At 66.2% G+C, this 16,811-nt stretch carries 18 protein-coding genes; 11 read left to right on the top strand and 7 right to left on the bottom strand.

Annotated elements, in window-relative coordinates:
* Nucleotides 1-154: 154 nt before the first annotated feature.
* The 3 genes from X803_RS0113985 to X803_RS20235 are packed head-to-tail and all read right to left on the bottom strand — an operon-like array spanning nucleotide 155 to nucleotide 2,566.
* Nucleotides 155-496 (bottom strand): YciI family protein, encoded by a 342-nt coding sequence (locus X803_RS0113985; RefSeq protein ID WP_026545603.1) that lies wholly within the window; start codon nucleotides 494-496, stop codon nucleotides 155-157.
* A 59-nt stretch (nucleotides 497-555) separates the two neighbouring features.
* Nucleotides 556-1,104, bottom strand: coding sequence for a GNAT family N-acetyltransferase (locus X803_RS0113980; protein WP_026545602.1), 549 nt, complete (start codon nucleotides 1,102-1,104; stop codon nucleotides 556-558).
* Between the two features lie 4 nt (nucleotides 1,105-1,108).
* Entirely contained in the window at nucleotides 1,109-2,566 is a 1,458-nt protein-coding gene (locus X803_RS20235) for an MDR family MFS transporter (RefSeq protein WP_253907484.1), read from the bottom strand.
* 448 nt (nucleotides 2,567-3,014) lie between these two features.
* Here X803_RS20235 and X803_RS0113970 point away from each other — a divergent pair, with 448 nt between their 5' ends.
* Both X803_RS0113970 and X803_RS0113965 read left to right on the top strand, forming a co-directional pair.
* Nucleotides 3,015-3,875 (top strand): hypothetical protein, encoded by an 861-nt coding sequence (locus tag X803_RS0113970; RefSeq protein ID WP_026545601.1) that lies wholly within the window; start codon nucleotides 3,015-3,017, stop codon nucleotides 3,873-3,875.
* Between the two features lie 306 nt (nucleotides 3,876-4,181).
* Nucleotides 4,182-4,751, top strand: coding sequence for a hypothetical protein (locus tag X803_RS0113965; protein WP_026545600.1), 570 nt, complete (start codon nucleotides 4,182-4,184; stop codon nucleotides 4,749-4,751).
* A 52-nt stretch (nucleotides 4,752-4,803) separates the two neighbouring features.
* On the opposite strand, the gene X803_RS0113960 is transcribed toward X803_RS0113965, so the two are convergent.
* Both X803_RS0113960 and X803_RS0113955 read right to left on the bottom strand, forming a co-directional pair.
* Nucleotides 4,804-5,892: a S1C family serine protease gene (locus X803_RS0113960; RefSeq protein WP_026545599.1), complete on the bottom strand. Its 1,089-nt coding sequence runs from the start codon at nucleotides 5,890-5,892 to the stop codon at nucleotides 4,804-4,806.
* 98 nt (nucleotides 5,893-5,990) lie between these two features.
* A complete protein-coding gene (locus X803_RS0113955; RefSeq protein ID WP_026545598.1) occupies nucleotides 5,991-6,497 on the bottom strand; it encodes a metallophosphoesterase family protein in 507 nt (168 codons plus the stop codon).
* Nucleotides 6,498-6,541: 44 nt separating this feature from the next.
* Between X803_RS0113955 and X803_RS0113950 the strand changes: the two genes are divergently transcribed.
* The 9 genes from X803_RS0113950 to X803_RS0113910 all read left to right on the top strand — a co-directional run bounded on the left by X803_RS0113950 (nucleotide 6,542) and on the right by X803_RS0113910 (nucleotide 14,800).
* Nucleotides 6,542-7,384 carry an NAD-dependent epimerase/dehydratase family protein gene (locus X803_RS0113950; protein ID WP_026545597.1) on the top strand — a complete coding sequence of 281 codons (843 nt, stop codon included), beginning with the start codon at nucleotides 6,542-6,544 and terminating at the stop codon, nucleotides 7,382-7,384.
* A gap of 160 nt (nucleotides 7,385-7,544) precedes the next feature.
* Entirely contained in the window at nucleotides 7,545-8,345 is an 801-nt protein-coding gene (locus tag X803_RS20230; protein WP_084033785.1) for a mechanosensitive ion channel family protein, read from the top strand.
* Nucleotides 8,346-8,387: 42 nt separating this feature from the next.
* On the top strand, nucleotides 8,388-8,582 hold the full coding sequence (locus X803_RS0113940; protein ID WP_026545596.1) for a hypothetical protein: 195 nt from the start codon (nucleotides 8,388-8,390) through the stop codon (nucleotides 8,580-8,582).
* A gap of 137 nt (nucleotides 8,583-8,719) precedes the next feature.
* Nucleotides 8,720-9,385 carry an aspartate/glutamate racemase family protein gene (locus X803_RS0113935; RefSeq protein WP_035779152.1) on the top strand — a complete coding sequence of 222 codons (666 nt, stop codon included), beginning with the start codon at nucleotides 8,720-8,722 and terminating at the stop codon, nucleotides 9,383-9,385.
* Between the two features lie 85 nt (nucleotides 9,386-9,470).
* Nucleotides 9,471-10,754, top strand: a complete 1,284-nt coding sequence (locus X803_RS0113930) for a serine/threonine-protein kinase (RefSeq protein ID WP_051470772.1) — start codon at nucleotides 9,471-9,473, stop codon at nucleotides 10,752-10,754.
* Complete coding sequence (locus X803_RS0113925) at nucleotides 10,751-11,266, top strand: hypothetical protein (RefSeq protein ID WP_026545593.1); 516 nt, start codon at nucleotides 10,751-10,753, stop codon at nucleotides 11,264-11,266. Before X803_RS0113930 ends, X803_RS0113925 begins: the two co-directional genes overlap by 4 nt.
* A gap of 65 nt (nucleotides 11,267-11,331) precedes the next feature.
* Nucleotides 11,332-11,976, top strand: a complete 645-nt coding sequence (locus X803_RS0113920; RefSeq protein ID WP_026545592.1) for an MBL fold metallo-hydrolase — start codon at nucleotides 11,332-11,334, stop codon at nucleotides 11,974-11,976.
* 103 nt (nucleotides 11,977-12,079) lie between these two features.
* The gene (locus X803_RS0113915; RefSeq protein ID WP_026545591.1) at nucleotides 12,080-13,519 is read left to right on the top strand and encodes an APC family permease; all 1,440 of its coding nucleotides are present in this window, start codon (nucleotides 12,080-12,082) and stop codon (nucleotides 13,517-13,519) included.
* A 24-nt stretch (nucleotides 13,520-13,543) separates the two neighbouring features.
* A complete protein-coding gene (locus X803_RS0113910; protein WP_035779151.1) occupies nucleotides 13,544-14,800 on the top strand; it encodes a phospholipase D-like domain-containing protein in 1,257 nt (418 codons plus the stop codon).
* Between the two features lie 91 nt (nucleotides 14,801-14,891).
* Here the strand turns inward: X803_RS0113910 and X803_RS0113905 are convergent, their stop codons facing one another.
* Together X803_RS0113905 and X803_RS20225 are read right to left on the bottom strand one after the other, a co-directional pair.
* Nucleotides 14,892-15,587 (bottom strand): GntR family transcriptional regulator, encoded by a 696-nt coding sequence (locus X803_RS0113905; RefSeq protein WP_051470771.1) that lies wholly within the window; start codon nucleotides 15,585-15,587, stop codon nucleotides 14,892-14,894.
* Nucleotides 15,571-16,811: gamma-glutamyltransferase family protein (locus X803_RS20225; RefSeq protein WP_035779150.1), on the bottom strand; the 1,241-nt coding region annotated here is incomplete at its 5' end. The genes X803_RS0113905 and X803_RS20225, both read right to left, overlap by 17 nt.

The following is a 16,811-nucleotide window of genomic DNA, read 5'->3' as shown; positions in this document are numbered from 1 at the left end:
ATCAGCTCGACTCGGCCCAACCCAGAAGGAGCTCCGAACGTCGGCAACCAGAGTGATCTATCAGACCAGCTCAACCCGGCCGGACCTTCGGATCAGACGCCGGAGGTAATGCGCGAGCGCCCCAAGCCCAGCGCCCCGCTCAGCTCAGCTCAGCTCAGCTCTCGGGATCGTACTGGAACGCACGCACCTCCTGGGCGCATCGGCAGGCGGCAGCGAATCTAGCCGCCCACTCGAGGGCCGCCTCGTACGAGGGCAGTTCCAGCACCGAATAACCGCCCTCCATCTGACGTGTCTGCGGGTACGTGCCCTCTATGACGGTCCCAGCGCCGTCGACCATAACCGGCGGAATGCTCTCATTGATGCCTCCGCCGAACACCCACACACCGGCGTCCTTGGCCTCCCGCACCACCGCGCGCGCCGCGTCGGAAAGGGCCTGCAGTCCTTCCTCGGGGACCACCATGGCCGCGCTCGGAAATGAGATCAGATACTTGGTCATGACGCAGACTCCTTTGTCCAGGAAATGTTGTCCGGAAATGGCTGAATGCTACACCGTGATCAGGGCCGCGGGTCGGTTTTCAGCATTCCCATCACCACGGCGTCAATCCACTCGCCGTTCCAGTGCAGGGCGTCCCGCAGCCGCCCCTCAACCCCGAACCCAACCTTCTGGTACACCCGCTGCGCGCGAGGGTTGAACGCGTACACCTCCAGGCCGATGCGGTGCACTCCGATGACGTCGAAGGCATGCCCGACAACAGCCCGGGTTGCCTCCGTACCGTAGCCCTGCCCGAACCGGGCGTCCGCATTCAGCGCGATCCGGAAACCGATGGACGAGTTGTCCTCGTCGTAGTCGTTCAGCACCACTTCGCCGATGTGGCTGCCGTCCGAAGCGAGGACAATTGCCCAGTCCGCACGCCCGTCGGTGGCTGCCAGCCCGGCGAGCCACTCCTCCGCCTGGCGCCGGGTGAAGTTCGCGTGGGTGCCGGTAAGGCGCCGTGACTCCGGGTTCTGCAGCCCAGCCCAGGTCCCCTCCAGATGCTGCGGACCCAGCGGTTCCAGCCGCAGCCGTGGTGTGGTGAGGACCGGCGGCGGGGTGAAGAAGGACATGACCCTAGTGTGCCAGCGGAGCGGCTGCTGCGTTGTCGCCGTCGTGCACTGATGACGACGGCGGAAGGCCGGGCGCCGCCGGCTTCCGGACAAAGAGGGCGGCCACCACCGCAAACAGGAAGATTACCGCTCCACACAGGAACGCCATCCGGATTCCGCCCGCCAGTGCAGGCACCTCGGCGCTGCCCGCCGCCATCAGCGCACCGGTCTGCAGCGTCATGACGGAGACAAAGAGCGCAATTCCCGCCGCACCCGCCAACTGCTGGATGGTGCCGACCACCGCACTGGCATGCGAGTAGAGGTGCGGCCCCACCGAGCCGAGGGCGGAGGTGAAGAGCGGGGTGAACATTCCGGCCAGCCCGATGCTCAGGACCACGTGGGCGGCAAGAACCAGCGGAACGGGTGTTGAAACGTCCACGAGCGTGAGTCCCCAGAACGCGGAGGCGACGAGGAGAGAACCCGGAACCACCAGGACACGGGGGCCGTGACGGTCAAACACGCGCCCCACCACCGGACCGAGCAGACCCATGGCGAGCCCGCCGGGCAGCAGCATCAGACCGGCAGCGGCAGGCTCGAGGCCCAGAACGTCCTGCAGGTAGATGGGCAGCAGGATGATCGTTCCGAACAGGGCCATCATGCTGATGGCGAGCACAAGAATGGACACGGTGAAGGTACGCGAGAGGAAGGTCCGCAAATCCAGCAGCGCCCGGTCCCGGCGCTGCAGCACCAGTTGCCGCACAATGAAGCAGGCCAGGCCAACAAGTCCGACGGCGAGCGGCAGCCAGCTGGGCACCCCGGATCCGCCGGAACCCTCCCCGAACTGGCTCAGCCCGTAGACAATGCCGCCGAAGGCAAACGCCGAGAGGATGACCGAGAGCACGTCGATCGGAGTGCGGCGCGGCGTGGTGACGTCCTGGATCCGGATGCCGCCAAGAACCAGCGAACCGACCGCGATGGGGAGCACCAGCCAGAACATCCAGCGCCAGTCGAGCACGCTGAGGATGACGCCCGAGATGGTGGGGCCGATCGCGGGAGCGACGGAGATGACGATCGAGATGTTGCCCATGGTCTTGCCTCGCGAGGACGGCGGCACCAGTGTCATCACGGCGGTCATCAGCAGCGGCATCATGATCGCTGTTCCGCCCGCCTGGATCACCCTGCCGACGAGCAGCATTCCGAATCCGGGTGCCATGGCCGACACCAGGGTGCCCAGGCTGAAGAGGGTCATCGCGGCAAGGAAGACCGGCCGTGTGTTGAAGCGCTGGATGAGAAAGCCCGTGATCGGGATGACCACGGCCATGGTGAGCATGAACGCCGTCGTCAGCCATTGGCCGGCGGAAGCAGTGATCTGGAGGTCGTCCATGAGGCGCGGGAGCGCGACCCCCATGATGGTCTCGTTGAGGATGACCACAAAGGCGGAGACCAGGAGCAGGGAAATGACCAGCCGGTCGCGGGCCGGAATTCCGGCCTCCGGGACCGGTGTTGCGCCGTCGTCGGCCTGCGTGCGTTTGTCCGTGTGCTGCGGCACAAAATCCCCCTGAAGAAACTGAAAAGGCGCGCAGGAGTGTGCGCAGCCAGAAGTAACAAGCACAGCCGGGCGCCGCTTATTCCCCACCCGCAGCGTCCGGCGTACTGTTGCTCCTGAGCGCACCCGCCGATGGAGAGAAGGTAACCGGAATGTCCATCCCACCGCCTCATGAACCGCACCCCGACCCGTCGCAGCCGCGGCCTCCCGGTGAACCCGCGCCCGAACCGCAGCCCTCCCCCTCGCCGTACCCGATTCCCGATCCTGGACCGGACACCCCCAACGTTCCGCCGGAGCCGGGGCCCGGCCCCTCGCCCGATCGGCCGATTCCCGAACCGGGTCCTTCCGTCCCGCCCCTGCAGTAAGGGTTGCGGATCTACCTCCAGTGACTGACCTCGCCGACATCGCGTCCGAGCTGTATGCACAGACTCTGGACGCCTTCACTGCTGCCCGTAATGAGCGCGCCAAAAGCCTGGACGACAAAGAGCTGGCCAGGGATGTGCGTGCACTGCGCAAACCGTCTGCGTCCGCCTGGGTGCTCAATATGATGACCGTGCACCGGGGTGACCAGCTGCGGGAGGCGCTCACAGTCGGTGCCGCGATGCGCGAGGCCCAGGAACAGCTGGACCGGAGCGAGCTGAAGAAGCTGGGTGCCCAGCGCCAGCAGCTCATTTCGGCGCTCGTCAAGGACGGCGCCGCCCTCGCCGGGGAGCTGGGCCATCCGCCCAGCCCCGCTACCGCGCTGGAAGTGGAGCAGACACTGAAAGCGGCAATGGCCGACGCCGGTGCTGCCGCCGCCGTCTCCACCGGACGCCTGGTCCGGGCACTGGAGGCGAGCGGCTGGGAAGCCGTGGATCTGTCGGGCGCAGTGGGCGGACCCTTCGATTCCGGCGCACCGGCCGCCGGATCGGCGGCGGAGGGGGACAGCGACGCCCATCCGGAAGCGGACCCGGCAGTCGAAGCACGGGCGGATCTGGAGGACGCTGAGGACCGCTCCGAGGAAGCAGCGGCGGCGCTGAAGCGTGCCCGGGAGCGGGTGGAGCAGCTCGACCGGGACCGTGAGTCACTCGCCCAACAGGTGAAGGACCTGCGGAAACGGATCCGGGCGCTGGAGCAGGACATCGACGTTATCGACGACGACGCCGATGATGCAGCACGCGAGCGCACGGAAGCAGAACGCACGGCGAAGGAAGCAGCCCGCGAGGTTGACCGGGCACGCAAGGCGGTCGAGAAGCTGACCCGCTGAAGTACGTGGCCCCTGCCTGCGCGGCAACATAACGCGGAAATAACAATCCGCGCCGCCGCGGCGGGACGGTGGATCTTCCTGAACCTGTTCCGATCCCCGTCACCGTGCCGATGGCGACGATTCCGGCAGCGGGAGACGGGAAGTCCCGCCAGCGACTGGCCGGTCACAAACCCATTACGCCGCGTTGTGACCGCTGCTAAGCCCCCTTAGTGTCGAAGTGGCGCCGGCGGTCAAGGCCGCCGGGCGCCGCCACTGAACCAACCGCACCGCGGGGCTGCTCAGCCCCATCACCGGGGAATGGGAGATATGGCAGACACCAGAAGAGACAGGCGCAGGAACGTCGACAACCCCGAACGCACCGGATCAAGGCGTCCCGCAGCATGGCTGATCATCGCCGCGGCTGCCGTGTCGGTGCTTTCACTGGCACTCGGCTGGCTGCAGCTTCAGTCGGTGCAGCGGGCCGTCGGTATCCAGCTCCCCGACACCATGATCGGCGGGTACGACGCCGGTTATGTGGAGTCCGTCCGCCGCCTCCTGGACGCACCGCTGGTGGAGCGCTACCAGAGTGTGCATTATTTCTGGGATCTGGTGTTTCCGGTGGCCTTTGCAGCGCTCATCATCCTGCTGGTCCGGAGATTCGGCGGGCAGACCCCACTCCGCTGGCCGTTCTACACCGTTGCCGTGCTCTATGCAGCCGTCGATATCGCCGAGAACCTGGCACTCGAGGCCGCGTTGGCGTCCCCTGAAATTTCTTCCTCGGAAGTGGCCTTCGCAAGCTTTTTGACGACGGCGAAGTTTGTCCTCTTCGCCGCCGCCATCCTGGCCTTCGCACTGTCTTTCATGCTGAACCGGACCACTGAGCCCGGCCGCGACTGAGGCCTGGGGGCTCAAGGCTCTAGGCTCTAGGCTCTAGGCTCTAGGCTCAATCTCAGCCGTTCCGGACCGGCCGCTCGCCGAGGACAATATCGACTTCCGAGTTCTCGCCCTCGCGGATCAGCTCCGCGGTGACCGTCTCCCCGGGATTGAACGCGCGCAGCGCCGCCAGCAGCTGCTCCGCGCTGGCCAGCGGTTCACCGTCCAGGGACACCAGGATGTCTCCGGCCCGGATCCCGGCCTCGTCAGCGGGACCGCCGTTTTCCACCGCGAGAACCACAACACCCTGTTCCGCGCTGACACCCAGTTGCTGGGCAATCTGCGGCGTCACGGTCCGGGGCGCCAGTCCAAGGAAAGCGTGCTCGGCGGATCCGTCCTCAAGCAGTTCCTCGACAACCTCAACGGCCGTGCCTGCCGGAATCGCGAAACCTAGCGATACCGCGCCCGCCTGCGGCGGAATGTAGGCCTCGCTGATCCCGACCACCTGGCCCCGGCTGTTAACCAGTGCGCCTCCGGAATTGCCGGGGCTGATTGCCGCGTCGGTCTGTACAAGGTCCACGAGCGACGCACTGTTGGTTGCTGACCCGGGAATCTCCCGGTGCAGACCGGAAATGATCCCCGCCGTGGCTGTGTTCTCGAAGCCCAGCGGACTGCCGATCACCACAGCAAGCTCCCCCACCTCCGGCAATTCCGTCTGGAACTCGGCCGGCGGAAGTCCGGTCCGGTCCGCCTGCACCAGCGCGAGGTCCGTGACCACATCGGTGGCCACCACCGTGCCGGCAACACGCTGGCCGTCGGCGAAGGCAACCTGGACTTCCTCCGCACCGCGGACAACATGCTCGTTGGTGATGATCAGTCCGTCCTCGCTGTAAATTACGCCGCTGCCCAACCCCCCTCGCTCGAGGAAGATGGTCACCACGGAAGGCTGAACGTCGTCGATGATCTGCGGAATATCCGCAGCGGAGGGAGGGCCCCCGACATTGCCGTCATTCCCACCGGGCGACGCCGTCCCAGGCGAAACGGCGGCGGTGCCGTTCTCCTGCTCCGGTTCCTCTGGAGCGGTACACCCCGTCAACGCGACAACAACAGCAACGACGACGGCGGCAAGCCCCCTCACCCGCATCGGCCCGGTAGCGGAATTCATGACGGCAACTCCTTCGTGGTCGGCAATTCTTTCTCTTATTCCTACCAACCGGAAGACCGGACCAGAAGGGCAGTTCCCTGCATCACCGGTTTCCGACCTCACCGGACGGTGACTTCATGCAGCCTCACGGCGGTGAGGGCACCGTCGTCGGTCTCTGCAGTGAGATAGGTGCAGGCGGGCTGTCGGCGGCGGTCCGTCGGGGATCCGGGATTGAGCAGCCTCATTCCCCCCGGCGTTGTGGTGTCCCACGGGATGTGGCTGTGCCCGAAGACCAGCACGTCCGCGTCATCGAACGCAGCGTCCATCCGCTTTTCCCGGCCTGCCGCTGCCCCGGTCTCGTGGATCACGGCGAACCGCACCCCGTCGATCTCGGCGCGGGCGGTTTCCGGCAGCCGTTCGCGGAGGTCCGCGCCGTCGTTGTTGCCGTACACGCCGATGAGGCGCTGCGTGCGGCGTTCCAGTTCATCGAGAAGTTCAACGGTGACCCAGTCGCCGGCGTGGATGACGATATCCGCGGCCTCTGCCGCTTCCCATACCGCCGGCGGCAGGCGCCTGGCGCGTCGGGGCAGGTGGGTGTCGGCGATGATCAGCAACCGGGTGGGCATACGCTCCAGTCTGGCACGCAGAGTACATGTGGGAAGCTCAAAGCATGGCGGTTTTGATTGCAGGCTGCGGAGATCTCGGCACCCAGGCCGGACTTGGTTATGCGGAGTCCGGACACCGGGTGGTGGGCTGGCGGCGGTCGCCCGGGAAGCTGCCGGCGCAGATCGAGGGAGTCCCGGTGGACCTCACAGGCGATCTTCCGCCCATTCCTACCGACACCGACGTCGTGGTTATTGCGCTCACAGCCGACGGGCGGACCGAAGCCGCCTACCGCGCCACCTACCAGGACGGCACCGCCAACCTGCTGGATGCGTTGGCCCGCAACGGTGTGACCCCGCGAAGGATCATCTTCATCTCCTCCACCGCAGTGCACGGGAACGACGACGGCGGATGGGTCAGTGAGGACACCCCGCCCGCGCCTTCCACCGCCACCGGCGCGGTCCTGGCGGACACGGAGAGGATGCTGGCCGAGCGTGCGCCGCAGTCCGTGCTGCTGCGGCTCTCCGGCATCTACGGGCCGGGCCGGACGCGGCTGATCGACCAGGTCCGCAGCGGAAAAGTAAGCCGCGGGGCACCGCACTGGACCAACCGCATCCACCGGGATGACGCAGCCGCGGCGATTGTGCACCTCGCGGGGCTCGACGCTCCCGCCCCCGCCTATCTGGGGACCGATGCCGAACCGGCGCTGCTGTCCGACGTGCAGGAATTCCTCGCCGCCGAAATGGGGGTGCAGCTGCAGGCCGGAGCGGCACCGGATCCCGCGCTCCCGGCCACGGGCAAGCGCTGCAGCAATGCGCTCCTCGGCAGCACCGGCTTCAGGTTTGCGTACCCGACCTACCGGGAAGGCTACCGGGCGGTCCTGCAGGGATCCGGCGTCCGGCACCCCTGAATTCACCCGCCGCCACGGAAAATTTAATACCAAGCAACCTTTCTATTTCCCTGAAGTGTGCCTACTGTGGGAGACGTGCACCCCGCCGGGCAGACGTTACGGCGGATTGGCGGCCTCGCGATGCCATCCAGGTTCGCGAAGCTTCACAGAGGGAGATTCCATGGAAGAAACACTGAGAAGCGGTCTCGCGTCGGTGATCGAGTTCGTACCGAAGCTGTTGTTGTTCCTCGTCATCCTGATCGTCGGGCTCATCATTGCCAAAGCGATCGCCAAAGCGCTGGAGAAGCTGCTTGAGCGCGTAGGTTTTGACCGGGTCGTAGAGCGCGGCGGCGTCAAGAAGGCACTCGCGAAGTCGTCACTGGATGCCAGCGACATCATCGCCAAAATCGTGTATTACGCGCTGGTGCTGTTTGTGCTCCAGTTCGCGTTCGGGGTCTTTGGGCCGAACCCGGTGAGCGACCTGCTCGAAGGAATCATCGCGTTCCTGCCGAAGATCATTGTGGCCATCATCATCGTCATCATCGCGGCCGCCATCGCTGCAGCGGTGAAGAACCTTATCCAGGGCACGCTCGGTGGCCTCTCCTACGGGAAGATCCTTGCCAATATCGCAAGCGTCTTCATTCTGGGCATCGGGATCATCGCGGCACTCAACCAGGTTGAGATCGCCACCACGGTTACCACGCCCATCCTCATCGCCGTACTGACCGCAATTGTCGGCGTGATTGTCGTGGGTGTCGGCGGCGGGCTCATCAAGCCGATGTCCCAGCGTTGGGAGCACTACCTGAACAAGGCTGAAGCAGAAGCACCCCGCGTCAAGGCCGAGGCGCAGTCCTCACCCCGGCCGACGGAGCAGCTGAAGAGCGCTGCCCAGGATGCAAAGGCACGCACCCAGACGGCGGACACCTCCGGCAGCCATGCGGCGACCCGGCCGGAGGATCCCAACGCTCCCCGTTTCCGCTGATTCATACCGGTTCACTGACCCGCGAAAGAAAGGAAACTCAGCATGAATATCGACAAGCAGCAGATCATTGACCTCCTGAGAAACCAGGGAGACCAGGACAAGGCCCAGCAGGCAGAGCAGGAACTGCCTGACCAGGTCGACACCGAACGCGACTCGGGCCTGCTGGAGAAGCTCGGCATCAATCCGCAGGATCTCCTCGGCAAGCTCGGTGGCGGGCTGGGCGGCCTGCTCGGCTGAACCACGGCAGCGGAAAGGGAGGGTGCGTTTGAACGCGCCCTCCCTTTTTCTTGTGATGCTAACGACCGGGAAACACCGTGGAAACCGTGCCCGGCGAGAGTTGCTGTGTAGGCGGACCGCCCATCCCGGAAGGCACCATGGCACACATCGGACTGATCAGGGTTCTCAGCACCACAGACAGGCGTCTGCTCAATGCGCACGGGCGGGTTGTGCGCGATGCGACCGGCCACCGCGTCACCTCCCGGGCGGTCGCCGACCAACCGCACGGCATCCATGACGACGCAAGCCACGACGCCGCCGCACCCAAGGTGCGTTCGGTTGCCGATTCCCTTTCCCGCGAGGTTGACGGCATCCTGATCAGCTGTTCCTCCGATCCCGCGCTCGATGAGCTCCGGGAGACTCTGTCAGTGCCCGTGGTCGGAGCCGGCTCTGCAGGGGCTGCCGCTGCGCTCTCGCTCGGCACTCGGGTTGGCGTTCTGACACTCAATTCAGCCACACCCGGCGCGGTGAGCCGCGTCCTCGGACGCCATCTGCTCGCCGCTGAGTCGCCGCATGGCGTCCTCACAACCAGCGACCTGCTCACGCCCTCCGGAGTGTTCGAGACCTATCGTGCTGCCGAACGCCTCCTGAATGCCGACGTCGACGTGATCCTTCAGGCCTGCACAGGGCTCACCAGCATGGGCGTGGCCGCCGAACTTCGCCGCCGGTCCAGCGTGCCCGTGGTGGATGCAGTCCTGGCCGCTGGAACTGCACTCGCCACAGAAATCTCCGCACGCCGTCAGCTGGAGATGAGAGTGTCGTGAGAACCTGGGCTCTAGTCTTGAGCCCGGCTGAACTGTGCGCTTTCATGAAAGGACGACGACGGCGGACAATGAGGAGGTGCCTGACATGCAGCTTCCCCCTCCGCCCGGCAGGATGCCCGCCCCGGCCTCCGCACCTTCCAGCACCGCGTGGCGCAGCAGTGACCCCGCCGGGGACGTGTTGGACGGGCGCTACACCGTGGGTGACCTTCTCGGCAGCGGCGGCATGGCGGAGGTCCGCCGGGGCCACGACCAACTGCTCGACCGGGACGTCGCCATCAAGCTTTTCCGCGGCCGGCCAGAAGACCGCCCCACAGAACGCGAACGCGCCGAGGCTCGCCTCCTGGCAAGCCTTGACCATCCGGGTTTGGTCAAGGTACACGACGTCGGTCACTCTGCCAGTTCGGGCTGGGTGGTCATGGACCTGGTTGACGGGCCCGATCTCCACCGACTGCTGCGCAGCGGTCCGCTGGGCCCGGAACAGACCTGGGCCATCGGTCACGACGTGTCGCGCGCCCTCGCCTATGTCCATGCGAAGGGCATCACCCACCGTGATGTGAAGCCTTCCAACATCCTCAGCCGCGAGGCCGAGCCGTCATCCGGCCGCTTCGGCTACGTCCTGACCGACTTCGGGATCGCCCGGCAGATGGACAGCGACCGGCTCACGGCCACCGGTGAAACCATCGGCACGGCCGCCTACTTCAGCCCCGAGCAGGCTCGCGGTGAAGCGGTCGGTGCCGCCACGGACCTCTATGCCCTCGGCCTGGTTCTGCTGGAATGCCTGACGGGCGAACCCGCTTTCGAGGGCCGCGGACTCGAGACCGCGCTCGCACGCCTGCACCGCGCTCCCGCAATCCCCGCCTCGGTCAATCCTGCCTGGCGCGACCTCATCTCACGCATGACCGCAGGCACCGCTGGTGAACGCCCTTCCGCCGCCGAGGTGGCCGGCATCCTGGCAGCGCAGCGCAACGCTTTCCTCGAGGAGCCGCTTCCGGCCGATGATCCAGGACCCGAGACCAGGGTCCTGCCGGGGGCCGCCCAGGATCCCCAGTCGACCCGAAGGGCCTTCGTCCTGGGGCTGAACGAGCAGCCAACCCGGCAGCCGGAGCCGGCGAGCCGGCCGGACAACCATGCGGGCAGAACTGCGGAACGGAAGCCGGCACGGCCTGGCAGGCCTGCGCAACGGAAGTCTCCCCCGCGTAGCCGGCGCTGGCTGGCGGCGGGCGCCGTCGTCGTCGTACTGGTTCTGGTGCTGCTGGGTGTGATGCTGTCAGGACTCTTTGCTCCCACGCCGGCGCCGGAACCGCTGCCATCCGTACCCGGGGTTCCGGGCGAACGGTTGACCGAACTCTACGAAAGCGTGCAGCCATGAGACCAAACCGGCTGGTTCTCGCCCTCGCGCTGATGTTGCCGGCGCTGAGCGCCTGCGGTGGCGCCCAGGCCCTGGACCCGGCCACGTCCGAGTCGCTCCAGCAGCAGGTCCGGGAGCTCGCAACATTGACGCAGGAAGGGAACCTCGACGGTGCGCTGAGCCAGGCCGACGCCCTGAAGGCCGAGGTCCAGGCAGCCGAGGATTCCGGTGCCGTGGCCCAGGGCCGCGCCCTGCGCATCCAGGACAGCATCGACGCCTTTGTCGCCTCGATCCAGACCGAAACGCCGGCGCCTGCACCTGCGCCTGCGACGATGCCTCCGGCCGAACCGGCACCGGTGCCGACTTTCACCGCGCCCGCCAAGGGCGGTAAGGAAGACAGCAGGGATCCCGGGGAAACCCAAAGCGACCGGGAACGGAAGGCTGCGGAGGAAGCGGCGGAAGAAGCCCGGAAGCAGGCGGAAAAGGAAGAAAAGGAACGGCAGAAGCAGCAAGAGGACCGCGAGGACGACTAGCCGTATCGCGCTCCGCCGGCGCACCATTACGCTGAGGCCTACCAGAAGCGAGAAAGAGGCACGGCATGCGCACCATCACGGGTAATTGCTACCAGCTCCAGCGCTCCAGGGGAGCCAACGGATACCTGCTGCGCACTCCCGGGCACACCGCCGTCGTCGATCCCGGGATGGCCGGCGGCTGGGACGCCCTGCTGGGCGAACTGCGCGACGCCGCTCCGATCGTGGGGCAGGTGACGGATATTCTGCTCACCCATTACGACGCCGACCACGCCCAGAGTGCGCTCCGCCTCCAGCGCGAACTGGGGGCCACCGTGTGGCTCGGTGCGGCGGACGCGGCAATCCTGCGCCGCGAGGTGCCGCCTACCACGCGTTTACGCCGGGCACTGTTCCGGGCAGCGCCTGTCGAGCTGCCCGATTTCGTCACCGAGCTCGACGGCGAGCGCGAGCTCTTCGAGGGACTCAGGGCCTTCCCCCTCCCCGGACATACCCCGGGGCACATGGCCTTCCAGCTCGGCGACGTGCTGTTCTCGGGCGATGCCGTCCGCGCTGAGCGGGACGGGACAATCAAACGCTTCTACAGCGCGCTCAACAGCGACAACCCGCTCGCCGCCCGCAGCACCGAGGACCTCCGGCGGCGGATTGCCGCCGGCGGTGTCGCCTGGATCTGCCCAGGCCACAATCCGCCGGCGCGGGTGGCATCGCCGTCGTAATTACTGCTGCCAGTTCCTGTCCGCGGCGGCACCACGGTACTAAGCTCATCTCACGCTTGTTGGTTGAGCCGGTACCGCCGGCCGCGCGAGAGGGGCAACACTCATGGCAGAACAGCGGACGACGGCGGGCGCCGAGGATGCATCCCTGCTGAAGGTCCTGGGCAACTGGGATGCGCTCGCACTGGGGTTCGGCGCGATGATCGGTTTCGGCTGGGTGGTGCTGACCGGCGGCTGGATCGGCTCTGCCGGCACCATGGGCGCAACCCTGGCCATGGTGGCCGGCGGCGTCATCATGGGTGTGGTTGGCCTGACCTACGCCGAACTGACCGCGGCCATGCCCAAGGCGGGCGGCGAGCACAACTTCATCCTGCGCGGCATGGGGCCACGCTGGTCCTTCATCGGTTCCTGGGCGATCACGGGCGGGTACGTCACGATCGTCGCGTTTGAGGCGGTGGCACTGCCGCGGACGGCGCTGTACCTGTTCCCCGGGCTGAACCAGATCCCGCTGTGGGAGGTGGCCGGCAGCCAGGTGTTCCTGACCTGGGCACTCGTCGGTGCGCTGGCCGCCGTCGTCATCACGTTCATCAACATCCGCGGGGTCAAGCTGGCCGGTGTCGCGCAGACCTTCGTGGTGCTCTTCCTCCTCCTCATCGGGTTGATCCTTATTTTCGGGTCATTCACGGGCGGCTCGGCCGGCAATATGGAGCCGCTGTTCACGGGCGGGGCCGCCGGGTTCTTCGCGGTCCTGGTGGTGGTTCCGTTCCTCTTCGTAGGGTTCGACGTGATCCCGCAGTCAGCCGAGGAAGTGAAAATCCCTGCCCGCCAGATCGGCAAGCTCGTGGTGGTCGCCGTGCTCATGGCGACCGTCTGGTACGTGATGACCATCCTGACGACGTCGTCGGCCATGCCCGCGAACGAGATTGTGGAGGCCGACATCGCCACCGCCGATGCGATGGGTGCGCTCTTCGGCAGCGACCTGATGGCCAAAGTGCTGATCGCCGGAGGTATCGCGGGCATCCTCACCTCGTGGAATTCGCTGCTGCTGGGGGCCTCGCGGCTGATGTACTCGATGGCGCGCTCCGGCATGCTGCCCGCCTGGTTCGGCAAGCTGCACCCCACCTACCGCACGCCGGCCAATGCCCTGATGTTCATCGGAGGGCTGTCCTTCCTCGCCCCGTTCTTCGGCGAGTCCATGCTGGTGTGGCTGGTTGACTCCGGTGCGCCGAGCATTGTGATCGCGTACATCCTGGTGTCAGTGGTGTTTGTGATCCTGCGGCGGCGTGAGCCCTCGATGGACCGCCCGCTCCGCGTCGGGGGCGCCGGCAACGGTGGATTGATCATCGGCATTGCGGCTGCGGTTCTCTGCGTGGCCCTCCTGAGTCTCTACCTGCCCGGCATGCCTGCCGCGCTGACTCCCCCGCCGTGGATTCTGTTCGGTCTCTGGTGGGTACTCGGCATGTTCTTCCTGTTCCGGATCCCGGGCGGGATCGCGCCCGGTGAAGACGCGGAGCACCGGTTGCTGGCGGCCCTCAGGAAGCGTTAGGACTACACCCACTACGCTCTTTCTATGCGCACTCTTCGCCGTCTTCACCTGTTTGCCCTGACCCGTTCGCTGTTGGCGCGGGCGGCCATGGCATTCGCAGCGGTGCAGGCAATGGTGATCACCGCCATCGTTCTCATTGATGCGGTCCAGCGGAAGCTGCGCAGCAAGCGTCCCGGTTTTCCGCATCCGGGCATTTTCGACGCCGAGGTGGCCGGCTCGGAGGTCACAGTCTTCACCTACGGTCATGACCTGTATGAGGACATGCTGGCATCCATCCGGGCTGCCCGGCACACCATCATGCTGGAGACATACATCTGGAAGGGCGACGCGATCGGTCGTCAGTTCAAGGATGCGCTCAACGACGCCGCGGCCCGCGGTGTGAAGGTCTACGTCATCTATGACGGGTTCGCGAACCTGGTGGTCCCGCCGACCTTCTACCGGTTCCACCCGAACGTGGAGGTGTTCCGGTTCCCGGTGGTGCGCCCCTCGATCCTGTTCACGAACATCCGGGGAACGGGTTTCGACCACCGCAAGGTGGTGGTGGTGGACGATTCCATCGGCTATGTCGGCGGCTACAACATCGGCTCCCTCTACGCCTCCAAATGGCGCGATACCCATCTGAAGCTCGAGGGCAAATCCGTCTGGGAGCTGCGGCAGGCGTTCGTGGCGTTCTGGAATACTGCGCCCACTCAGCGTCACCGTCCCCTAGAGGAGACCAGCGCCGATTTCTGGGAACCGCGGTTGCGGGCCGTGAATAACATTCCGGCGAACCTCGTCTTCCCGATCCGCGGGGTGTACCTGGACGCCATCAACCGCGCACACAGCCACATCTACATCACCACCGCATACTTCATTCCGGACCAGCAGATTCTTGATGCCCTGCTGCGGGCCAGCAAGCGCGGCGTGGATGTCCGGGTCATCCTGCCCGAGGACTCCAACCATGTGGTTTCCGACTGGCTGTCCCGCGGGTTCTACTCAGCGCTGCTGCGCGACGGCGTGAAGATCCTGCTGTACCAGAACGCCATGATCCATGCGAAGACGGCAACGGTCGACGGGGAATGGTCCACCGTGGGAACGGCGAACATCGACAGGCTGAGCCTGACCGGGAACTACGAGATCAACATCGAAATGTTTGATCGGAACCTGGCCTCAACCATGGAACGCATCTTCGAGATTGACAGCAGCAACTGCCGTGAACTGCCGATCGAGGAATGGGAGGGCCGCCACCTGGTGGCCCGAGCCAGTGAAGCGATCCTGGCGCCGCTCCGTCCGTTCCTCTAACCCCCGCACCCTTGGAAGTTTTTGTCGCCTATCTGCTGTTATGGACGCGTTTTAACAGCAGAACGGCGACAAAAACTTCACCAGGGGTGGGTCAGGACTGCTCCGTGGAAAAGCGGTCGAGGTAGCCTTCCTTCGACTGGTGCACGTGGTTGGCCATCAGCTTCTCCGCATCGGCGAAGTTGCCGGCGTCGATTGCTGCGATGATGCTCCGGTGCTCGCCCCAGGACTCCTTGCCGCGATTGTCGACGTCGGTCGCGTACAGCCACTCGATCTTGCCGGCGATCTGGCGCAGCAGTGCCGTCAGCGACGAGCTCCCGCTGAGCTCGGCAATACCGAGGTGAAACCGGATGTTGAGCTCCGGCAGCAGGTCCAGGCGGTTCTGGGCCACTGCGGTGTCACCCTCGTCGAGGATGCCGGCCAGCAGCTTCCGCGCGTTCCACCACTCCGAGCTCGGGGCGCCTGAATCGAACTGGGCGGCAGCGCGGCGCGCAGCGCGGCGGGCGGTCGCCGACTCAAGCGCCTCACGGACGAAGAAGAGGTCCTCGGCGTCATCGACCGGGATTTTCGATACCGTGGAACCCGCGTAGGGCTTCGAGTCAACGAAGCCCTCCGCTTCGAGCGCACGCAGCGCTTCCCGGACCGGAACACGGGAAATCCCGTACTTGGTTGCGAGCGCAGTCTCGGTTACCCGGGTGCCCGGAGGCAGCGACCCGAAAATGATGTCCCTGCGGATTTCGTCCTGGACGCGCTGTTTCGGCGCGGCCTCCTCATCACCTGCCGGCTGCATAGCCCTGTGCCCCCCGTGGATTGGCTGCGGCCGTCAGCAGGCCGGTTTCCGGGTCGCTGCCCACCGAGGAGAGCCGTCCGAGCGCCCAGTCCCCCGCACGTGTGACCTGATGTCCGCGCAGTTCAAGGTCCGTGATGACGTCCTCGCCCAGCCGGTCCTCGACCACAGCGCCGCCGGGCTCCCAGGTGCGTGGGAAGAACGAGCCCGGAATCGACGTCGTGTGCAGGGACGGTGCGTCAATTGCCTGCTGCGGAGCGTATCCGCCGACGATGGTGCGCAGGATATACAGCAGCTGCCACTGGTCCTGCTGGTCGCCGCCGGGCGATCCGAGCGCCACCACCGGCTTCCCGTCCTTGAGAATGAGGGTGGGCGTCAGCGTGGTGCGCGGCCGTTTACCCGGTTCCAACGACGACGGCGCCCCCTCCTCCAGCCACGTCATCTGCAGCCGGGAGCCGAGGCAGAACCCCAGTTCCGGGACGGTCGGGGATGACTGCAGCCAGCCTCCGGACGGCGTCGCGGACACCATGTTGCCCCACTGGTCCACAACGTCGATGTGGCAGGTGTCACCGCGGGTCTCGCCGCTGCGGGAGACGGTGGGTTCGCCGACTCCGGCGAAGACGGCCTCCCCGGCGAGTGCCGGCGGGGTGTACTCCGTGCGCAAGGGCGGCGTGAACGGCGTGTGCCTCGGGACGTTGCCCGGCCGGAACTCGGCCGACGCCTGGTCGGTGATCAGCGCCCGGCGCTCCGCGGCGTACTCCTCGGACAACAGGTAGTCCATCGGGACCTCAGCGTCACCGTAGTAGGCCTCACGGTCGGCGATGGCAAGCTTCTGCGCTTCAAGGATGGTGTGCGCGCCGAGGGCGGTGGATGGATCCAGGCGGTCGTCGTCGAACCCGTCCAGGATCGCGAGGGTCTGGAGCAGCGCGGGTCCCTGCCCCCAGGGACCCGTCTTCGCAATGGTGTAACCGCGGAACTCGAGGGTGGTGGCCTCCTCGTAGCCGGCTTCAAAACCGGCGAAATCCTCCAGCGTCATGACACCGGCATGATCCTGCCCGGACGAATGACGGTGCGGGGTCTTGATGAATTCGACGGCGGCCTGGGCCACAAAGCCCTCGCGCCACTCGCGCCGGGCTGCGTCGATCCGCTCTTCCCTCGACGGTGCGTCCGAGGTAGCCTCGACCAGCCGGTCGAGAACCGACGCATAGGCCTCGTTCTTCAGGATCT

Origin of the sequence: Arthrobacter sp. 35/47 (genome assembly GCF_000520475.1) — a bacterium.
In the GTDB taxonomy this organism is placed as follows: Bacteria; Actinomycetota; Actinomycetes; order Actinomycetales; family Micrococcaceae; genus Arthrobacter_D; species Arthrobacter_D subterraneus.
This window is presented reverse-complemented; position numbering and strand designations above follow the sequence as displayed.